General features: G+C 66.2%; 13 protein-coding genes. 10 read left to right on the forward strand and 3 right to left on the reverse strand.

Annotated features, from left to right (window positions below):
* Positions 1-253: 253 nt before the first annotated feature.
* The 9 genes from M9M90_RS07290 to M9M90_RS07330 all read left to right on the forward strand — a co-directional run bounded on the left by M9M90_RS07290 (position 254) and on the right by M9M90_RS07330 (position 10,886).
* Positions 254-2,269 (forward strand): right-handed parallel beta-helix repeat-containing protein, encoded by a 2,016-nt coding sequence (locus M9M90_RS07290; protein WP_254836504.1) that lies wholly within the window; start codon positions 254-256, stop codon positions 2,267-2,269.
* Between the two features lie 281 nt (positions 2,270-2,550).
* Positions 2,551-3,741: a hypothetical protein gene (locus M9M90_RS07295; protein WP_254836505.1), complete on the forward strand. Its 1,191-nt coding sequence runs from the start codon at positions 2,551-2,553 to the stop codon at positions 3,739-3,741.
* A gap of 18 nt (positions 3,742-3,759) precedes the next feature.
* A complete protein-coding gene (locus M9M90_RS07300; protein ID WP_254836506.1) occupies positions 3,760-4,599 on the forward strand; it encodes a polysaccharide biosynthesis/export family protein in 840 nt (279 codons plus the stop codon).
* A gap of 27 nt (positions 4,600-4,626) precedes the next feature.
* Entirely contained in the window at positions 4,627-6,000 is a 1,374-nt protein-coding gene (locus M9M90_RS07305) for a hypothetical protein (protein ID WP_254836507.1), read from the forward strand.
* Positions 5,997-6,725: a CpsD/CapB family tyrosine-protein kinase gene (locus M9M90_RS07310; protein ID WP_254836508.1), complete on the forward strand. Its 729-nt coding sequence runs from the start codon at positions 5,997-5,999 to the stop codon at positions 6,723-6,725. Before M9M90_RS07305 ends, M9M90_RS07310 begins: the two co-directional genes overlap by 4 nt.
* A 63-nt stretch (positions 6,726-6,788) precedes the next feature.
* Entirely contained in the window at positions 6,789-7,604 is an 816-nt protein-coding gene (xrtV, locus tag M9M90_RS07315; RefSeq protein WP_254836509.1) for an exosortase V, read from the forward strand.
* Positions 7,601-8,302 (forward strand): exosortase-associated protein EpsI, V-type, encoded by a 702-nt coding sequence (gene epsI, locus M9M90_RS07320; protein ID WP_254836510.1) that lies wholly within the window; start codon positions 7,601-7,603, stop codon positions 8,300-8,302. Before xrtV ends, epsI begins: the two co-directional genes overlap by 4 nt.
* Positions 8,303-8,534: 232 nt before the next feature.
* Positions 8,535-9,596, forward strand: coding sequence for an AGE family epimerase/isomerase (locus tag M9M90_RS07325; RefSeq protein WP_254836511.1), 1,062 nt, complete (start codon positions 8,535-8,537; stop codon positions 9,594-9,596).
* The gene (locus M9M90_RS07330) at positions 9,597-10,886 is read left to right on the forward strand and encodes a nucleotide sugar dehydrogenase (RefSeq protein WP_254836512.1); all 1,290 of its coding nucleotides are present in this window, start codon (positions 9,597-9,599) and stop codon (positions 10,884-10,886) included.
* A gap of 3 nt (positions 10,887-10,889) precedes the next feature.
* On the opposite strand, the gene M9M90_RS07335 is transcribed toward M9M90_RS07330, so the two are convergent.
* Positions 10,890-11,930, reverse strand: coding sequence for an AraC family transcriptional regulator (locus M9M90_RS07335; RefSeq protein WP_254836513.1), 1,041 nt, complete (start codon positions 11,928-11,930; stop codon positions 10,890-10,892).
* Between the two features lie 182 nt (positions 11,931-12,112).
* On the opposite strand from M9M90_RS07335, the gene M9M90_RS07340 reads away from it, so the two are divergent.
* Positions 12,113-12,814, forward strand: a complete 702-nt coding sequence (locus tag M9M90_RS07340) for a hypothetical protein (protein WP_254836514.1) — start codon at positions 12,113-12,115, stop codon at positions 12,812-12,814.
* Here M9M90_RS07340 and M9M90_RS07345 read toward each other — a convergent pair.
* Together M9M90_RS07345 and M9M90_RS07350 are read right to left on the reverse strand one after the other, a co-directional pair.
* Complete coding sequence (locus M9M90_RS07345) at positions 12,811-13,833, reverse strand: NAD-dependent epimerase (RefSeq protein WP_254836515.1); 1,023 nt, start codon at positions 13,831-13,833, stop codon at positions 12,811-12,813. The genes M9M90_RS07340 and M9M90_RS07345 overlap by 4 nt on opposite strands.
* A gap of 31 nt (positions 13,834-13,864) precedes the next feature.
* Positions 13,865-15,805 carry a nucleoside-diphosphate sugar epimerase/dehydratase gene (locus tag M9M90_RS07350; RefSeq protein ID WP_254836516.1) on the reverse strand — a complete coding sequence of 647 codons (1,941 nt, stop codon included), beginning with the start codon at positions 15,803-15,805 and terminating at the stop codon, positions 13,865-13,867.
* Between the last annotated feature and the right edge of the window lie 180 nt (positions 15,806-15,985).

Here is a 15,985-nt window from a genome sequence, read left to right on the forward strand (position 1 = left end):
CATTCTGGCCGGATTCCGCGTCGGGGGAGGCGGGGAGATCTGCCTGCGGCAGAAAGTCGCCAGTGACTTGCGTGGAGAATCTAGTAAATGCATGTCAATCACGCGAGTATACTCTTTATTAACTGAACAAAAATTAACCAGATCGCTTAAGGGCAATGTAAACGCGGCCATCTATCAATCTCTCAACAGATTAGTGTCGAGCGTGTCTGAAGGGCCGATCCCTTCAGGATTGCTTGACCTGCGGAGAGGTCATATGTCCACCATTACTGCTGCGAGCCCGACCCAACTTCTGCAGGCCCTGACTGTCGCCAAGGCTGGCGACACCATCCTGCTGGAGTCGGGCACGTACGCGAACATGAAGATCGCGAACGTGAATATTGCCGGCGACGTGTACATCATGTCGAAAGATCCCGGCGCGCCAGCGGTGGTGACGGGCCTGGAGATCCGCAACAGCAGCGGTTTGAACTTCAGCAATCTGGAGTTCGCCCTGGACGTCGCCAAGGCCAGCCCAAGCTTAAACGTCTACGACAGCCGCGACATCCATTTCGACAGGCTGAACGTCCACGGCTCGCTGGACGGCAACCCGCAGAACGACGGCGGGGCGATGTTGATCCGCAATAGCTCGGACGTCAGCGTCACCAACTCCGAGTTCCAGCAGTTCACCAACGGTGTCACCCACCTGGACAGCAACAACGTCACGATCTCGGGCAACCGCATCCATGACATCAAGGAAGATGGCGTGCGCGGGGGCGGCACCTCGAACATCACCATCAGCAACAACCACTTCAGCAACTTCTTCCCGGCGGCGCTCGACCACCCCGACGCGATCCAGTTCTGGACCGCCAACACCACCACCTCGGCGCATGACATCCTCATCAGCGGCAACGTCATCGAGCGCGGCGACGGCGGCACCTACCAGGGCATCTTCCTGGGCGGCGACCTCGCCTTGCGCTGGCTGAACGTCAAGATCACCGACAACCTGGTGATCGGCTCCAGCTGGCACGGCATCACCGTCGGCGAGGGCGACAACGTCCTGCTCGCCAACAACATCGTCGCCGGCTACGCCGACATCAAAGCCCGGATCACCCTGGCCGACGACATCAACGTCACCCTGACCAACAACCAGGCCACCGACTACGTCCGTCAGGGCGCCATGGAGTTCGATATCGACACCGGCAACACGACCATCGCCGTCGTCACCAAGGCCGGCGGCGACGCCCTCCTCGCCGAATGGCTGAAGACGCACTCCGCCAGCGCGCCAGCCCCAACCCCGACCCCGACGCCGGAGCCTACCCCGACCCCGACCCCGACCCCGACGCCGGAGCCCACCCCGACGCCGACCCCGACGCCGACGCCGACGCCGACCCCGACCCCGACCCCGACCCTGACGGTGGTCAGCGGCACCAGCGGCGCCGACACCATGATCGGAGACTCCGGCGGCACCACCACCCTGGCCGGCAGGACAGGCAACGACGTCTACATGATCTCGAATTCGGCGACGGTCGTGTCCGAACTCGCCGACGGCGGCATCGACACCGTGAAATCCTCGGTGACCTTCACCCTTTCGGCGAACGTCGAGAACCTGGAGCTGACCGGCTCCGGCCACATCAACGGGTTCGGCAACGACCTGGCCAACTACCTCAAGGGTAATGGCGGGGCGAACAACCTGGTCGGCGGCGCGGGTAACGACACCCTCGATGGCGGCCAGGGCGCGGACCGCATGGAAGGCGGCGCTGGCGACGACACGTATATCGTCGGCGGCGACAAGTGGACGGTGGTCGAAGCGGCCGGCGGCGGCGTCGACACGGTCAAGTCGATGTACGGCATCACCCTGTCGGACAATGTCGAGAACGCGGTCCTGATCAACAAGGGGGGCGCGCCGGCCACCGGCAACGCGCTGAACAATCAGATCACGGGCAACGTCGGCACCAACTGGCTCAAGGGCGGCGCCGGAAACGACACGATGAACGGCGACGCGGGCAACGACACCATCGCCGGCGACGCCGGGAACGACGTGCTGACCGGCGGCAAGGGATCGGAAATTTTCGTCTTCGGTCGCGGCAGCGGCAATGACGTTGTGACCGACTTCGGCGCCGGCGGTCGCGATTTCCTGGACATCTCCGCCTATACGAAGGCCGGCATCGCCCCGACCCTCGTCGATCTCGGCAACGACCTCCTGATCAAGTTCGACGCCGGGAACTCCATCACGCTCACCGGCGTGGACGCCTCCGACCTGACCAACGGCGGGACCTACTTCGCCAGCCGCTGATCGGGCCGAGATCGGCGCCATCGCCGAGACCCAGCCATTCGAACACCTGAGAGCCCGCCGGTTACAACCGGCGGGCTCTTGGCGGTTGTGGGGCCTTCAACACGCCGCATTCGCAATTCATGGATCGTGCGCCGGCGATCCGGTTCATTGGCACGTAAAATGCAAACCGCCTCCCGGCGGCCAGTATCGTCCGTCTCCAATGCGCCTTCCCTGGATTGGCGTTATCTGTCAGTTAGCTTCGGTCCGCCATCATGCATGCGGGTTCATTGGGGGCGTTTCACATGGCGAAGAGGGCCCTTGCCTTCGCTTTACTAATCGGTTCCAGCACGCTGGCCTTTCCGGCGGCCGCGCAGGTCACCAGAAATCTGAGTGGAAGCCTCGGGCTTGGCGTCGTGACTGACTCCAACGTCGCGCGCACCAGCGACGCGGTCGCGGCGCTGCGGGGTATCGAACAGCGGGACACCATTCTGACCCCCAGCGCCACTATCGACTGGACGCAGCCGGTCGGGCGCAACTCCGTGTTCCTGCGCGGCCAAGTCGGCTACCAGATCTACGAGAAGAACACCGAGCTGAGCGACGATGTGGTCGACCTCCAGGGTGGCGTAGGCACCCGGATCGGACCGTGCCAGGGCACGCTGCTGGGGTCGTTCAGCCGGCGACAGCGCGATATCCAAGACCTCGGGATTCCCGATCCCAGAGTTCAGCAGGACACCCGAGCGATTCAACTCGACGAGTCCTGCGGCCTGACGAGCAATTTCGGGGTCCAGGTGGGCGTCGGGCAGACCTGGGGCGAGTCCAGTGGCGCCATCGACGATGTCGACTACGACACCAAGACGGTCAATGTGGGCATGGTCTTCCGTAGTTCGACCCTCGGCGAGGCGTCGATCTTCTACTCGCACAGCGAGACGGACTATACGAACGCCCTCCTGCCCGCGGCTGCGAGCGGCTACGAGCAAGATAGCGTCGGACTTCGCTACACTCGCAAGGTGGGCTCGCGGATCACCGGTACGGTGGCGGTCTCGCAGTCCAACGTCGAGGCGAAGAGCGCTGTCCCGGGACTTTCTAGCGACTATTCCGGCGTGAGCTACGCCGTGGAACTCCAATACCGGGCGTCATCGCGGCTGGAACTCAATCTGCTGCTGAACCGCGAAGTCAATCCTTCGGTCCAGGCGGGAGGTCTCTACGGCATCTACCAGACCATCGAGGCCAACGGCTCCTACCAGATCGGCACACGCCTGACCTACTCGCTGGCAGTAAGCCGTCGCGACAATGAGGCGAAAGGGGTGTTGATCGCAGCGGTACCCACGCTCACGGAGTCGCGCTCCGACGAGTTGCGGACGGGGCTGCGGTTCCAGCAAAGCGAACGGCTCTCTTTCATGCTGGACGCCTCCCACACTAAATACGACGCTAACGATCCCATGTTTGACTATTCCGCCACGCGTGTTGGGCTGACGACGAGCCTGAACTTCTGAGATTGACGAGAACTGGCCATGTATATTCGTACGACACTGATTAAGCTTGCGGTCGCGCTCTCTCTGCTGATCGCGGCCCCCGCGCTGGCGCAACAGCCGTCGGCAAACGTCCCCGCGGTGCTCCCCTTGACTGGGGCCAAGGAGGCTCAAGCGCCGTCGGCGACCGACGAATATCTCATCGGACCGGAAGACGTCATCGAGGTGGAGGTGGTCGGCCTGCCGGATCGCACCCGTACGAAGGTCTATACGGACGGCACCATCCAACTCAACCTACTGGGCAAGGTCCAGGTCGCCGGGCAGACTCCCCGGCAGGTCGGCGGTCAACTCGCCAATCTGCTGAAGGCCGGCGGTTACTACGCCAATCCGACCATCAACGTCGAGGTAGTCTCGTTCGCCAGCCGGTATGTCACCGTGCTGGGCGCGGTCTCGGCGCCGGGCCTTGTTCCGATGAATCGGGCTTATCGCCTCTCGGAGATCCTGGCCCGGGTTGGCGGCATGGCCGGCACGGCAGCGGACTATCTGGTCGTCCGGCCGGAAAATGGACCTGAGGCCCGCTACTCGGTCAAGGAGTTGGCCACGGGGGACGCCACCAAGGATCCTTTTGTTCAGGCCGGTGACAAGATCTTCGCGCCCATCGCCGACGTCTTCTACATCTCAGGCCAGGTGCGCGCGCCCGGTTCTTATCCAATCAGCTCCGGCATGACCGTCGCCCAGGCGATCGCCAAGAGCGGCGGACTGACAGAGTCCGGCAATGGGAAGAAAGTCAACGTCATGCGTGCCGGCAAGAAGATCAAATTGGATGAAAACGCCAAGGTGCAGGCGGAAGATGTGCTCGTTATTAAGGAACGGCTGTTCTAACGGCGGCAGCTCCTCCAAAGGTGTAACATGTCGATTACCCAATTCCTGCGGATCTTCTGGGCGCACAGGTGGCTGCCTTTCATTACGACCGGTTCGTCCCTCCTGGGCGCCCTGATCGTCGTGATGATCGTCGCCCCCAGCTATGAAGCCAATTCCCGAGTCATGCTCAATCTCCTGAAGCCTGACCCCGTGACCGGCGAGGTCATCGGAAACCGCACGGCTGACATCTACGTCCGCACCCAGATGGAGCTCATCAAGGACTACGGCGTCGCCGGCAAGGTCGTCGACAAGCTTGGCTGGATGAACGATCCCGGCTTGATGGCGCAATACCAGGCCTCCGGCACGACGTTCGACATGCGACGCTGGCTCGCCCAACGCATCATCGATGCGACCACCGTCAAGCAGGTCGCGGGGACGAACTTCCTGGAGATCGGCTTTCGCTCAGCGAGCCCGGAACAGGCGCGGGTGACGTCGGACGCACTGCGGGCCGCCTACCTGGAATCGGTCCTGGAATCGCGCCGGGAGGACGCCAACCGCAACGCGGAATGGTTCACGCAACAGGCGGCGAAGCTCCAGGAGCAGGTGCTGGCCGCCGATCAGGCGAAGACCGAGTACGAACGCGCAAATGGCATCATCATGCAGTCGGACAACACCGACGTAGACACGGCGCGGCTTCGCGCCCTGGCTGGCCAAGGCGCGGGAATCAGCATGGCCGCGCCGGTCGCCGCCGTCACGGCGACCCCTTCCGAAATGGCCCTGACGCAGCTTGACGCGCAGGCGTCCCAACTCTCCGCGATCCTGGGCCCAAACCATCCACAGATGGCCGAGCTTAACAACCGGCGCTCCACGCTTATGAAGTTAGCGGCGCGGGAACGGGCGGCCCAGCAGTCGGCCGCCGCCGCCGCCTCCAGCGGCGCATCGCAGACCGCCGCGGCGATCGACCGAGCGGTGCAGACCCAGACCTCTCGCGTCATCGCAAAGCGCGACAAGATCCAGCGGCTGACGCAGCTTCAGACGGAAGTGAACATGCGCCGCGAACAGCACAACCGGGCCGCGGCACGCGCAGCGGAGTACCGCCAAGAGGCGGCGGTGACCGATCCGGGCATGGCGCCCATGGGCAATGCGGTGACGCCGCGCACGCCGACCTTCCCGAACATTCCTCTGATCCTGGGCGGCGCCACCGCGTTGGGATTTGTCATGGGCCTGATGGTGGCGCTGCTGCTGGAGCTCTTCGGCCGCCGGATTCGGAGCGTTGAAGACATGCGAGCCGCGTTCGACGTGCCCTTGCTGGCAGTCGTGAAGGCCACCGCGCCGGGGGCGCCGCGCCGGCCGACCACCGATCGACGCTCTCTGGCTGAAAGCGCCAGAATGCTAACCGGAAAGAGAGCGGTACGAGCGTGAACCAGTCTGTTCTCAAACAGCAGAACGCGATCGCGTCCGCCGGGGTCACCATGGCCGAAGCCGAGCCGCAAGCCGCCGCGCCCCTGACCTTTGCCCTATCGAGCGCATTGGCGACGATTTCGGAGCCGAGCAAGGAGCAGGCGGAGTCGATCCGCGTCCTCCGCACCCATGTCATGGCCCAACACGTCGACCAGGGGCGACGCGCCTTGTCGATCTGCGCGGTCAACCCAGACGCGGGTTGCACGCTGGTGGCGGCCAACCTAGCGGTCGCGTTGTCGCAGATCGGCGTGAAGACGCTGCTGATCGACGGCGACCTGCGCAATCCGGGCATCGAGGGCCTCATCAGGCCGAGCCGCCCGGTCGCTGGATTGCAGCAGTGCCTGAGTGCGGAGGACGGCGACTTCAGCGCGTTCATCCAGCAGGACGTTCTGCCTGACCTCTCGGTCATGTATTCGGGAGGCGTCCCGCCCAATCCGCAGGAGTTATTGGCCGGCGACCGGTTCAAGACCCTGATGGACCAGTGCCTGCGCGACTTCCAGATGACCATCATCGATACGCCGCCGGCCATGAGCTGCGCCGACTCCCGCCGCGTAAGCAGCGTCGTCGGCTACAGTGTGGTTGTCGCCCGACAGCACCAGAGCCGGATCACCGATATCGGCACCTTGATCGCCCAGCTCCAACAGGACGGAGCAAAGGTCGTCGGAACGGTCCTAAGAGAGGTCTGATCGGTGACGGCAGTTTCCAGTACGTCCGGTCCAGGCGCACTCCCTCATTGGACGTTCTGGGCCTTGGCCCTGGGACTGGCGGTGCTCGCCATTCCGACGATCATCACCTTGGGAAACCAGGAGTGGTCGCGTGATTCCGGCGCCCATGGCCCGCTGGTGCTCGGCACCGCCGCCTGGCTCTTCTGGCGCGCGCGGGGCGAGTTCCGGGATGCTGCGACTGAGGGCGCGCGCTGGCTGACGACGCTCGGCTTCCTGCTGGCGCTGCCCATGTACGTGTTCGGGCGGGCCTATGGCTTCATCAGCCTCGAGGTGGCGGGTCTATACGGCGTCTTCGTCTCGATGCTGCACGCCGAGTTCGGCCTCAAGGCCCTGTTCAAGAACTGGTTCCCGATCTTCTACCTGGCCTTCCTCATCCCGCCGCCCGGCTGGCTGATGGACGACCTCACCGCGCCGCTGAAGCTGTTCGCCTCGTGGGTGGCCACCGACGGCCTGCAGTTCTTCGGCCTGCCGATCTCCCGCGAGGGCGTCACCCTGATCGTCGGTCACTATCAGTTGCTGGTCGAGGATGCGTGTTCGGGAATGAACTCCCTCACCGGCCTGGTGGCCATCAGCCTGTTCTATATCTATCTTCTTCGGAACGCCTCCTGGCGCTACTCGCTGTTCCTGGCCTGCTTCGTCATTCCGATAGCCGTGGCGGCCAATATCGTGCGGATCGTGATCCTGGTGCTGCTTACCTATTTCTTCGGCGATGCGGTGGCCCAGGGCTTCCTCCACCAGGCGGCCGGCCTGGTGCTCTTCGCCACGTCGCTCAGCCTGGTGTTCGTCATCGACAACCTGGCTTCGCGCTTCTGGCCGCGCGCTAAGGGACAGCCGGCATGAGCACGCGTAGGAATCTGTTGATCGCCGGGGCCTGTTTCGGGGCAGGTGCGCTCTCTTACGGGCTGAAGCCGCGCAAGCGACTCTCGCTGCTGGGCTCGGCGAAGATGGAGGCTATCGTGCCGGTGACCATCCCCGGATGGTCGGCCGAGCTCTCGGAAGGCATGGTCAAGCCGAAGACCGAAGGCCTGGCCGCCGAGCTTTATGACGAGGTCGTCCAGCGCACCTACAAGGGCGATACGGACGGCGCCGACGTCATGCTGCTCATCGCCTATGGCGGGATGCAGAGCGACCTCCTGCAACTCCACAGGCCCGAGGTCTGCTACCCGGCTCTGGGCTTCGCCATCCGTTCGAAGAAGGCCTCCACTGTCCGGCTGCCAGGCGGCACGGCCCTGCCCGTGGTGCGCCTCGTCGCGGTCGCGGGCGATCGCCAGGAGAACGTGGTGTATTGGACCCGGGTCGGCGAGGCCCTGCCGACCAACAACGCCGACCAAAGAGAGATCATCCTGGAGACGTCGTTCAAGGGGCTGATCCCCGACGGCGTGCTGGTCCGCAGCTCGATCGTGCACGATGACGCCGATGAGGCCTTCGCGGTTCTCGACCGCTTCATCCCCACCATGCTGTCCGCCGTCGCGGCCGACAGCCGCCGCGCCCTGATCGGCTCCAATCCCGCCAAGGTGATGCGCCTGGCCGGGGTCTAGGCGCTCGACGCCACAGTCCAAACCGACGGCTCGGCCTGCGATAAAACGCGCGGCGCGGGTGGCGGAAGTTGTGTGACGCGCGGTCTCGAGGGCGCTATCGAGGAACGCTCTAGTGGCGAGGTTAGGCGTTTTGGCTATCGATTCGGCGATCAGGCGCGCGGAGACGGGTTCGCGAGCGGGGGGCGACGGGTTCGCGAGCCTGGTCCATGCGGCCGATTGGTATGATCGCTGGTTGCGGACACAGGCCTTTCCGCTGTGGTGGGAGGCCGGCGCGGACCGCCAGCGGGGCGGCTTCTTCGAAGGCTTGAGCATCGAGGGCCAGCCACGCCCGGCGCCGCGGCGCGCCCGGGTCCAGGGCCGCCAGGCCTTCGTATACGCCACCGCCGGCCTGCTGGGTTGGGACGGGCCGTGGCGTGAGGCCGCCTGGCACGGGATGGACTTCTTCCTCGACCGGTTCGCCCGGCCCGACGGCCTGTTCCGCACCCTGGTGGGGCCGGACGGCGAGGTGCTCGACGACACGGCCATGCTGTACGACCAGGCCTTCGCGCTGCTTGGCACGGCCACCCTGCACCAGGCCGATCCCCGGGGCGGCGAACTGGCGCAGGTGGCGCGCGACGTTCGCGAGGGTCTCGAGGCCATGCGCCATCCCGCTGGCGGCTATCGCGAGAACATCGCCCATCCCTTCCAGGCCAACGCCCACATGCATCTGTTGGAAGGCGCGATGGCCTGGGCCGAACTGGTAGGCGGCGACTGGGAGGCCATGGTCGACGAGATCGTCGAGATGGCGCTCAGCGTCTTCATCGATCCAAAGGGCGGCTTCCTGCGGGAGTTCTTCGACGCCGAGTGGCGGCTGGCCGACGGCGATGACGGCCGGCTGGTCGAGCCCGGCCACCAGTTCGAGTGGGCCTGGCTGATGGACCGTCACGCAAAGCGGCGCGGCGACCCGCGGGCCGCGAAGGCGGCCTTGGGGCTCTATGCGGCCGGCCGACGGGGCGTCGATCCCGCGCGCGGCGTGGCTGTCAACGAGCTGTGGGACGACTTCAGCCCCCGCGACGCCACCGCGCGCCTGTGGCCGCAGACCGAGCACCTGAAGGCGACCCTGCTTTTCGACGGGGAGGCCGCATCCCTCGCGGCCGCCCAGGCCTTGCGGCGCTACCTGGACACGCCGACGCCCGGCGCCTGGCGCGACAAGTTGCGGGCTGACGGGACCTTCGTCGAAGAGCCCGCGCCGGCCACCTCGTTCTACCATATCCTCGGCGCCTGCCTTGAGCTGTTCAAGGTCACGGGACGCTAGATGCCGCAGAATCCCTTCACCCGGACGCCCGCCAGGATCTGCGTGATCGGCCTGGGCTATGTGGGCCTGCCGCTGGCCGTGGCGCTGGCGGCCAAGTTCGAGGTCGTGGGCTTCGACATCGGGACCGAGCGAATCGCCGAGCTGCGGGCGGGAATCGACCGGACCCTGGAGGTGACCGCCGAGGAGCTCGCCGCCGCGAACGGCCTGGGCTTCACCGACGACGAGGCCGGTCTGACCGGCTGCAACGTGTTCATCGTCACCGTGCCGACGCCGATCGACCGCCACAAGCGGCCCGACCTGCGGGCGCTGCTGGCGGCCAGCGCGACGGTCGGGCGCAACATCGCCAAGGGCGGCGTGGCGATATTCGAATCCACCGTCTATCCGGGCGCCACCGAGGAAGACTGTGTGCCGGTGATCGAGGCGCTGTCGGGCCTCACCTTCAACCGTGACTTCTTCGCCGGCTACAGCCCCGAGCGGGCCAATCCGGGCGACCGGGAACACCGCCTTTCCAGCATCATCAAGGTCACGGCCGGCTCGACCGCGGAGGCCGCCGACTTCGTCGACGCCCTCTACAGCGCCGTGGTGCCCGCAGGCACTCACCGGGCCAGCTCCATCAAGGTGGCGGAGGCCGCCAAGGTGATCGAGAACACCCAGCGCGACCTGAATATCGCGCTGATCAACGAGTTCGCCCTGATCTTCAATCGGTTGGGCATCGACACCCAGGAGGTGCTGGACGCCGCCGGGACCAAGTGGAATTTCCTGCCTTTCCGGCCGGGCCTGGTGGGCGGCCACTGCATCGGGGTCGATCCCTACTACCTGACTCACCGAGCCGAGGATGCGGGCTACCACCCCCAGGTGATTCTGGCCGGGCGGCGGATCAATGACGGCATGGGCGGCTACATCGCCCAGGAGTTGATCAAGACCATGATCCGGCGCGAGATCCAGGTGCGCGGCGCGCGGGTTCTGGTGATGGGCCTGACTTTCAAGGAGAACTGCCCGGACCTGCGCAACACCCGGGTGATCGACATCGTCCGCGAGCTGGCCGACTACGAGGTGGCCGTCGACGTGTACGAGCCCTGGGCCGACCCGGCCGAGGCCGAGCAAGAGTACGGGGTCGCGCCGGTGGCGGAGCTGCAGGCCGGCGCCTATGACGCCGTCGTCCTGGCCGTTGCCCATTCCCAGTTCCGCGAGATGGGGTTGGCGGCGATCCGAAGCTTGGGCAAGCCGAACGCGATCCTCTACGACGTCAAGGGCATGTTCCCGAAGGGCTCGGCCGATCTTCGGCTCTAGGGCCTAGGACGCCGCGACTCGGTCTTCCACGAGCTTCGAGGCGCGCATCTGGCGCGGGCTGCATCCGGTCCAACGCTTGAAGGCGCGGGAGAAGGCAGCCGGGTCGGAAAAGCCGACCAGATAGGCCGTCTCGTTCACCGAGACCTTCCTTCCGGTCAGATAGTGCAGCGCCAGGCGGTGGCGGAGCTCGTCCAGCACGCCGGCGAAAGTGACGCCCTCGGCCTTCAGCCTGCGGAACAGGGTCTGGCGGCTGACGGCCATCTGGCGCGCAACGCGGTCCATGCTCGCGTCGCCGGTGTGCAGGATGGGCATCAGGACGCTCTCCACCCGGCCGCGGGTGGATCTGGAGGCTTCCAGGCTCTGCAGGAGCGCGTCGCCTCGCTCGCTGAGGATGCCGAAGGCGTACCGCGGCAGGTTGGCGACCCGGCGCTGCAGCAAGGAATCGTGGACCATGATCCCATTCTTGTTGCTCCCGAATACAACAGGGGCGCGGAAGATCCGTTCATACTCGGCGCGATAGCCGGGGTCGGTGTGCGTGACATGGACCGCCTTGGCGACAGGCATGGCGTCGAACCGGCGCGGCCCGCAGATCAGTTGGGCGAAGGCGGACTCCGTGAGTTCGGGAAAGTCGTTGGGGTTCCGCCGGGCGTCGACCATCCAGAACCCGTCGCGGTCGGCCACCATGCGGAAGCGGTCGCCGCCGTCCGCGTTGTCGGTTTCGACCACCAGGGGCACGTAGCGGTTCAGCTGGGCGAAGGCCTCGGCCATGTTCTCGGAGGCCTGGCCGATCAGGCCCAGGATCGAGACCTTGGCGATGTCGACCATCTCGCCGTAGTGGAGCGCCAGGGCCGGATCGCCGGTAAGATCCTTGGCCGCCCGCATGAGCGCCACATAGCTCGCGAAGGGCAGGCGGCTGTCCTGATCGTCCAGGTCCTCGAGACGAATCCCGGCGCGCTCGGCGAGCGCGGCCCGGCGCGCACCCTTCTTAAGGGCGAGCTCCATCAGACCCCGCGCGAAACCGGCCGAGACCGTGGGTTCAGACATGGCCGCCGCCGGCCCTGTTACCTCGGGTCATGCTTTTGATGCGCGCCGCCATGTCCATCACGTCCGTCGTGGACGAGGCTACGCCCAATGGAATCGAGACCAAGTGACAAACGAGACAGGTTCGCCGTCGCCGACCTCGTCTCGCTTCGCATTCTTTCCGCTGCGCCGCTGGCGCTTCCAGGGTGACCGCCATGCCTCCGGCCATGATGCTCCATATCGCAGCGGGCGGCGTCGGCCTCGCCTCCGGCTTCGCCGCCCTGGCCTTCCGCAAGGGCGAGCACCTGCACCGGATCGCGGGGACGGCCTTCTTCGTCGCCATGCTGTTCATGTCCGGCATCGGGGCGGTCATGGCGGCGTTCCTGCCGAACCGGCCCACCATCCTCGTGGGCGTGCTCACCTTCTACCTCGTGGCCACGGCATGGATGACGGTCCGGCGCGAGGAGGGCCGCGTCGGCCGTTTCGAGGTCGCCGCCCTGACCGTCGTCGCGGTCGTGGCGGCGCTGGACTTCGTCGCCGGCTGGGTGGCGCTTCGAAGCCCCAGAGGGGCCATGGACCAGATACCGTATCAGATGATCTTCGTCTTCGCCGGCGTCGCGACCCTGGCCGCGATCACGGACCTCCGGGTGATCCGGCGAGGTGGCGTTTCCGGCCCTCCGCGCATCGCGCGGCATCTCTGGCGGATGTGCGTGGCCCTGCTGATCGCCACCACTTCGTTCTTCTTCGGCCAGCAGAAGGTTCTGCCGGAGGCGCTGCACGGCTCGCCGGTTCTGTTCATCCCGACCCTGACGGTGCTCGTGCTGATGGTGTTCTGGCTGTTCCGCGTGAGGTTCAGCAAGGCGTTCGCGCCCACCGCGCGGCCTCAGACCCTGGAGGCGGCCGGCTAGTTCGCGCCCACCCGGTAGTAGTCGCGATACCAGTCCACGAAGTTGGAGACCCCGACTTCGATGGGGGTCTTGGGCGCATAGTCGAGAACCGCCCTGGTCTCAGTGACGTCGGCCTCGGTGCGGGCCACGTCGCCGGGCTGCATGGGCAGGAAGTCGATCTGCGCCTTGCGGCCGAGCTTCTCCTCCAGGACCTCGATATAGCGCATCAGTTCCACGCGAGTGCTATTCCCGAGGTTGAGGATCCGCCAGGGGGCGACGCCGCTGGTGGCGGGATCCGGGCTCTGCGGGTCCCAGTGGGGATCGGGGGCCGGCGGGCGGTCCAGGGCGGCGACGACGCCCGAGACGATGTCGTCGATATAGGTGAAGTCGCGCTGCATCTGGCCTTGGCCGAACACCTCTATGGGGCGGTTGGCCAGGATCGCCTCGGTGAACTTGAACAGCGCCATGTCGGGCCGGCCCCAGGGACCGTAGACGGTGAAGAACCGGAAGCCCGTGGCGGGGACGCCGAACAGGTGGGCGTAGGAGTGGGCCATGGACTCGTTGGCGAGCTTGGTGGCCGCGTAGAGGGTGATCGGGTGGTGCACCGGATCGTGCACCGAGAACGGTAGCTTGCCATTGGCGCCGTAGACCGAGCTGGTGGAGGCGAAGACCAGGTGGCGGGGCTGCACGGCGCGGCAGCCCTCCAGGATGTTCCCGAAGCCCACCAGGTTTGAGTCCACATAGGCCTGGGGCTTTTCCAGACTGTAGCGGACGCCGGCCTGGGCGGCGAGGTTGATGACGCCCTCCGGCCGGGTCTCGGCGAACAGGGCGGCGACGGCCTCGCGGTCCACCAGATCGACGGCGGCGTGGCGATAGCCCTCGCGCGCCTCCAGGCGGGCCAGCCGCGCCTGCTTCAGGACCGGATCGTAATAGGTGTTGAGGTTGTCCATTCCGACCACGGTATCGCCGCGATCGAGCAGCCGGTGGGCGACGTGGGAGCCGATGAAGCCGGCCGTGCCGGTGACCAGGATAAGCGCCATGCAGCCCGCTTAGACCGTCTTGGCGCGGGCGTCACGCGTTGGCGACGACCCGCAGGGTGGGGGCGGCGCCGGCCTTCTCGCCACGGATCTGGCCGACCAGGTCGAACAGGGCGCGACGGACGTCCTCGACATCGCCCATCTCGGCCAGGCTCTCGATCTCCACGAGGTGGCTGCTGGTGATCCGCAGGGCCGAGGAGGAGACCACCTCCATCACCTTGGGCGCGCAGGGCAGGGAGCGTTCGGTCTCGTCCAGCAGGGCCTCGGTGAGCTTCTCGCCCGGGCGCAGGCCGGTGATCTCGATCTCGATGTCCTTGCCGGGAATGCGGCCGGAGAGCGCGATCATCTGGCGGGCAAGGTCCATGATCCGGACCGGCTCGCCCATTTCCAGCAGGAACAGGCGGGCGTGGGCGCTCTCTTCGTCCTCGGCGCAGGTCGCCGTGGCGTGGAGGACGAGTTGGGCGGCCTCCGGAATGGTCATGAAGAAGCGTTCGATCTCCTCGTGGGTGACCGTCACTGGCCCGCCGCGATCGATCTGCGACTTGAAGATGGGCACAACAGACCCCGCCGAGCCCAGGACGTTGCCGAACCGCACGGCGGAGAACCGCGTGCCCTGGCCGGCCTGCTGAGCCTGGATCACCGCCTCGGCGAGGCGCTTAGTGGCGCCCATGACATTGGACGGATCGACGGCCTTGTCGGTGGAGATCAGCACCATCTGGGCCGCGCCGCAGGACTTGGCCGCCTCGGCCACGTTCCAGGTGCCGACCACGTTGGTGAGCACGCCTTCGCAGGGGTGGCGCTCGACCATGGAGACGTGCTTGAGCGCCGCGGCATGGAAGACCAGGTGCGGCTTTTCCTTCTTGAAGGCCTGCTCCAGGCGGCGCGCATTGCGCACGTCGCAGAGCACGGCGCTGTGCGACAGGGCCGGCCAGGTCTCGGTCATCTCGCGATCGATCTCGAACAGCGAGGTTTCCGAGAAGTCCATCATGGTGACATGGGCGGCCTGGAAGGCGGCCACCTGGCGGCACAGTTCGGCGCCGATGGAGCCGCCGGCGCCGGTGATCAGCACGCGGCGACCTTGGATCAGGGCTCCGACCGCGGCGCGGTCCAGCTCGATGGGGTCGCGGGCCAGCAGCTCCTCGACGCTGATCTCGCGCATGGGCAACAGGGCCATGCCGTCCTGGTGGGCGAGCTCGACGATGGACGGCAGGCGCAGCAGGCGGATGCCGTCGTTCTTGAGCTGTCCCAGCTGGTCCGCGGTCAGGCCGCGAAGGCGGCCGGGCTCGTCCAGGAACAGGATGGCGCGCGGATAGCGGTTCCAGCGGCGCAGGTCGGTCATGGCCGCATCGAGATTGTCCAGACTCTCGATGACGCAGACGCCGCGGACCTGCTGGCCAACGTCGCGGGCGTCGGGGCCGACGATGCCGACCGGGGTCCAGGCGTGGTCGTGGCGGCGGGCCACATCACGCAGATAGCTGTCGGCCAGGGACGGCGGGCCGATCAGCAGCAAGGACGGGGCCTGGGGCGCGCGGTCCTTGACGGTCTTTAGCGGGGCGAAGGAGTCCAGGGCGTGTTCGTGCAGGGCGCGGCGAACGATTCGCGCGCCCATGCAGCCGACCATCTGGAAGATCACCGCCATGGCCAGGGCCGAGCGGGGGAGGCCGTCGGCGCGGTCCATCACGAATACGGTGAGCAGGAAGACGCCGGCCGTCAGGAAGGCCGTGCGGGTGAGCACCAGGGCGTCGGGAATCGACACATAGCGCCACGGCGACAGCTCACGCCGGAAGATGGTCGAGAACACCGCGGCCAGCGCCGCATAGATGCCGACCAGCTGAAGAACTTTCAGCGTGGGAAGGCCAGCAACGCCCAGTTCGAGAATTCGCGCGGAGGAGAGGATGTAGGCCAGGAAGAAAGCGCCGGCAGCGATAAGTGTGTCCGCGACAATGGTCTGGGCCCGATTGGCCATCTGCTCCATGAGTCGCGCTCCGCTCGCCTTAACCGCAACATAGACGCGCGAACGCGACCGTCCAATGAAACTCGGGGACTGAGGTTTAGCTCCCACAGTGGGAGCATTTTTCGCGCACCAGGGGAACCATTCTTCGCCTGGTGCGTGCGCACCGAGACAAAAAAGCCGCCCCGGCGCCGGGGCGGCTTC

This window comes from Phenylobacterium sp. LH3H17, from assembly GCF_024298925.1.
Taxonomy (GTDB): Bacteria; Pseudomonadota; Alphaproteobacteria; order Caulobacterales; family Caulobacteraceae; genus Phenylobacterium.

Excerpts from the sequence above, each read along its gene's own strand:
- M9M90_RS07295 (WP_254836505.1), top strand. The coding sequence starts at position 2,551 with ATGGCGAAGAGGGCCCTTGCCTTCGCTTTACTAATCGGTTCCAGCACG.
- M9M90_RS07290 (WP_254836504.1), top strand. The coding sequence starts at position 254 with ATGTCCACCATTACTGCTGCGAGCCCGACCCAACTTCTGCAGGCCCTG.
- M9M90_RS07350 (WP_254836516.1), bottom strand. The coding sequence starts at position 15,805 with ATGGAGCAGATGGCCAATCGGGCCCAGACCATTGTCGCGGACACACTT.
- epsI (WP_254836510.1), top strand. The coding sequence starts at position 7,601 with ATGAGCACGCGTAGGAATCTGTTGATCGCCGGGGCCTGTTTCGGGGCA.
- M9M90_RS07305 (WP_254836507.1), top strand. The coding sequence starts at position 4,627 with ATGTCGATTACCCAATTCCTGCGGATCTTCTGGGCGCACAGGTGGCTG.
- M9M90_RS07330 (WP_254836512.1), top strand. The coding sequence starts at position 9,597 with ATGCCGCAGAATCCCTTCACCCGGACGCCCGCCAGGATCTGCGTGATC.
- M9M90_RS07345 (WP_254836515.1), bottom strand. The coding sequence starts at position 13,833 with ATGGCGCTTATCCTGGTCACCGGCACGGCCGGCTTCATCGGCTCCCAC.
- M9M90_RS07335 (WP_254836513.1), bottom strand. The coding sequence starts at position 11,930 with ATGTCTGAACCCACGGTCTCGGCCGGTTTCGCGCGGGGTCTGATGGAG.
- M9M90_RS07300 (WP_254836506.1), top strand. The coding sequence starts at position 3,760 with ATGTATATTCGTACGACACTGATTAAGCTTGCGGTCGCGCTCTCTCTG.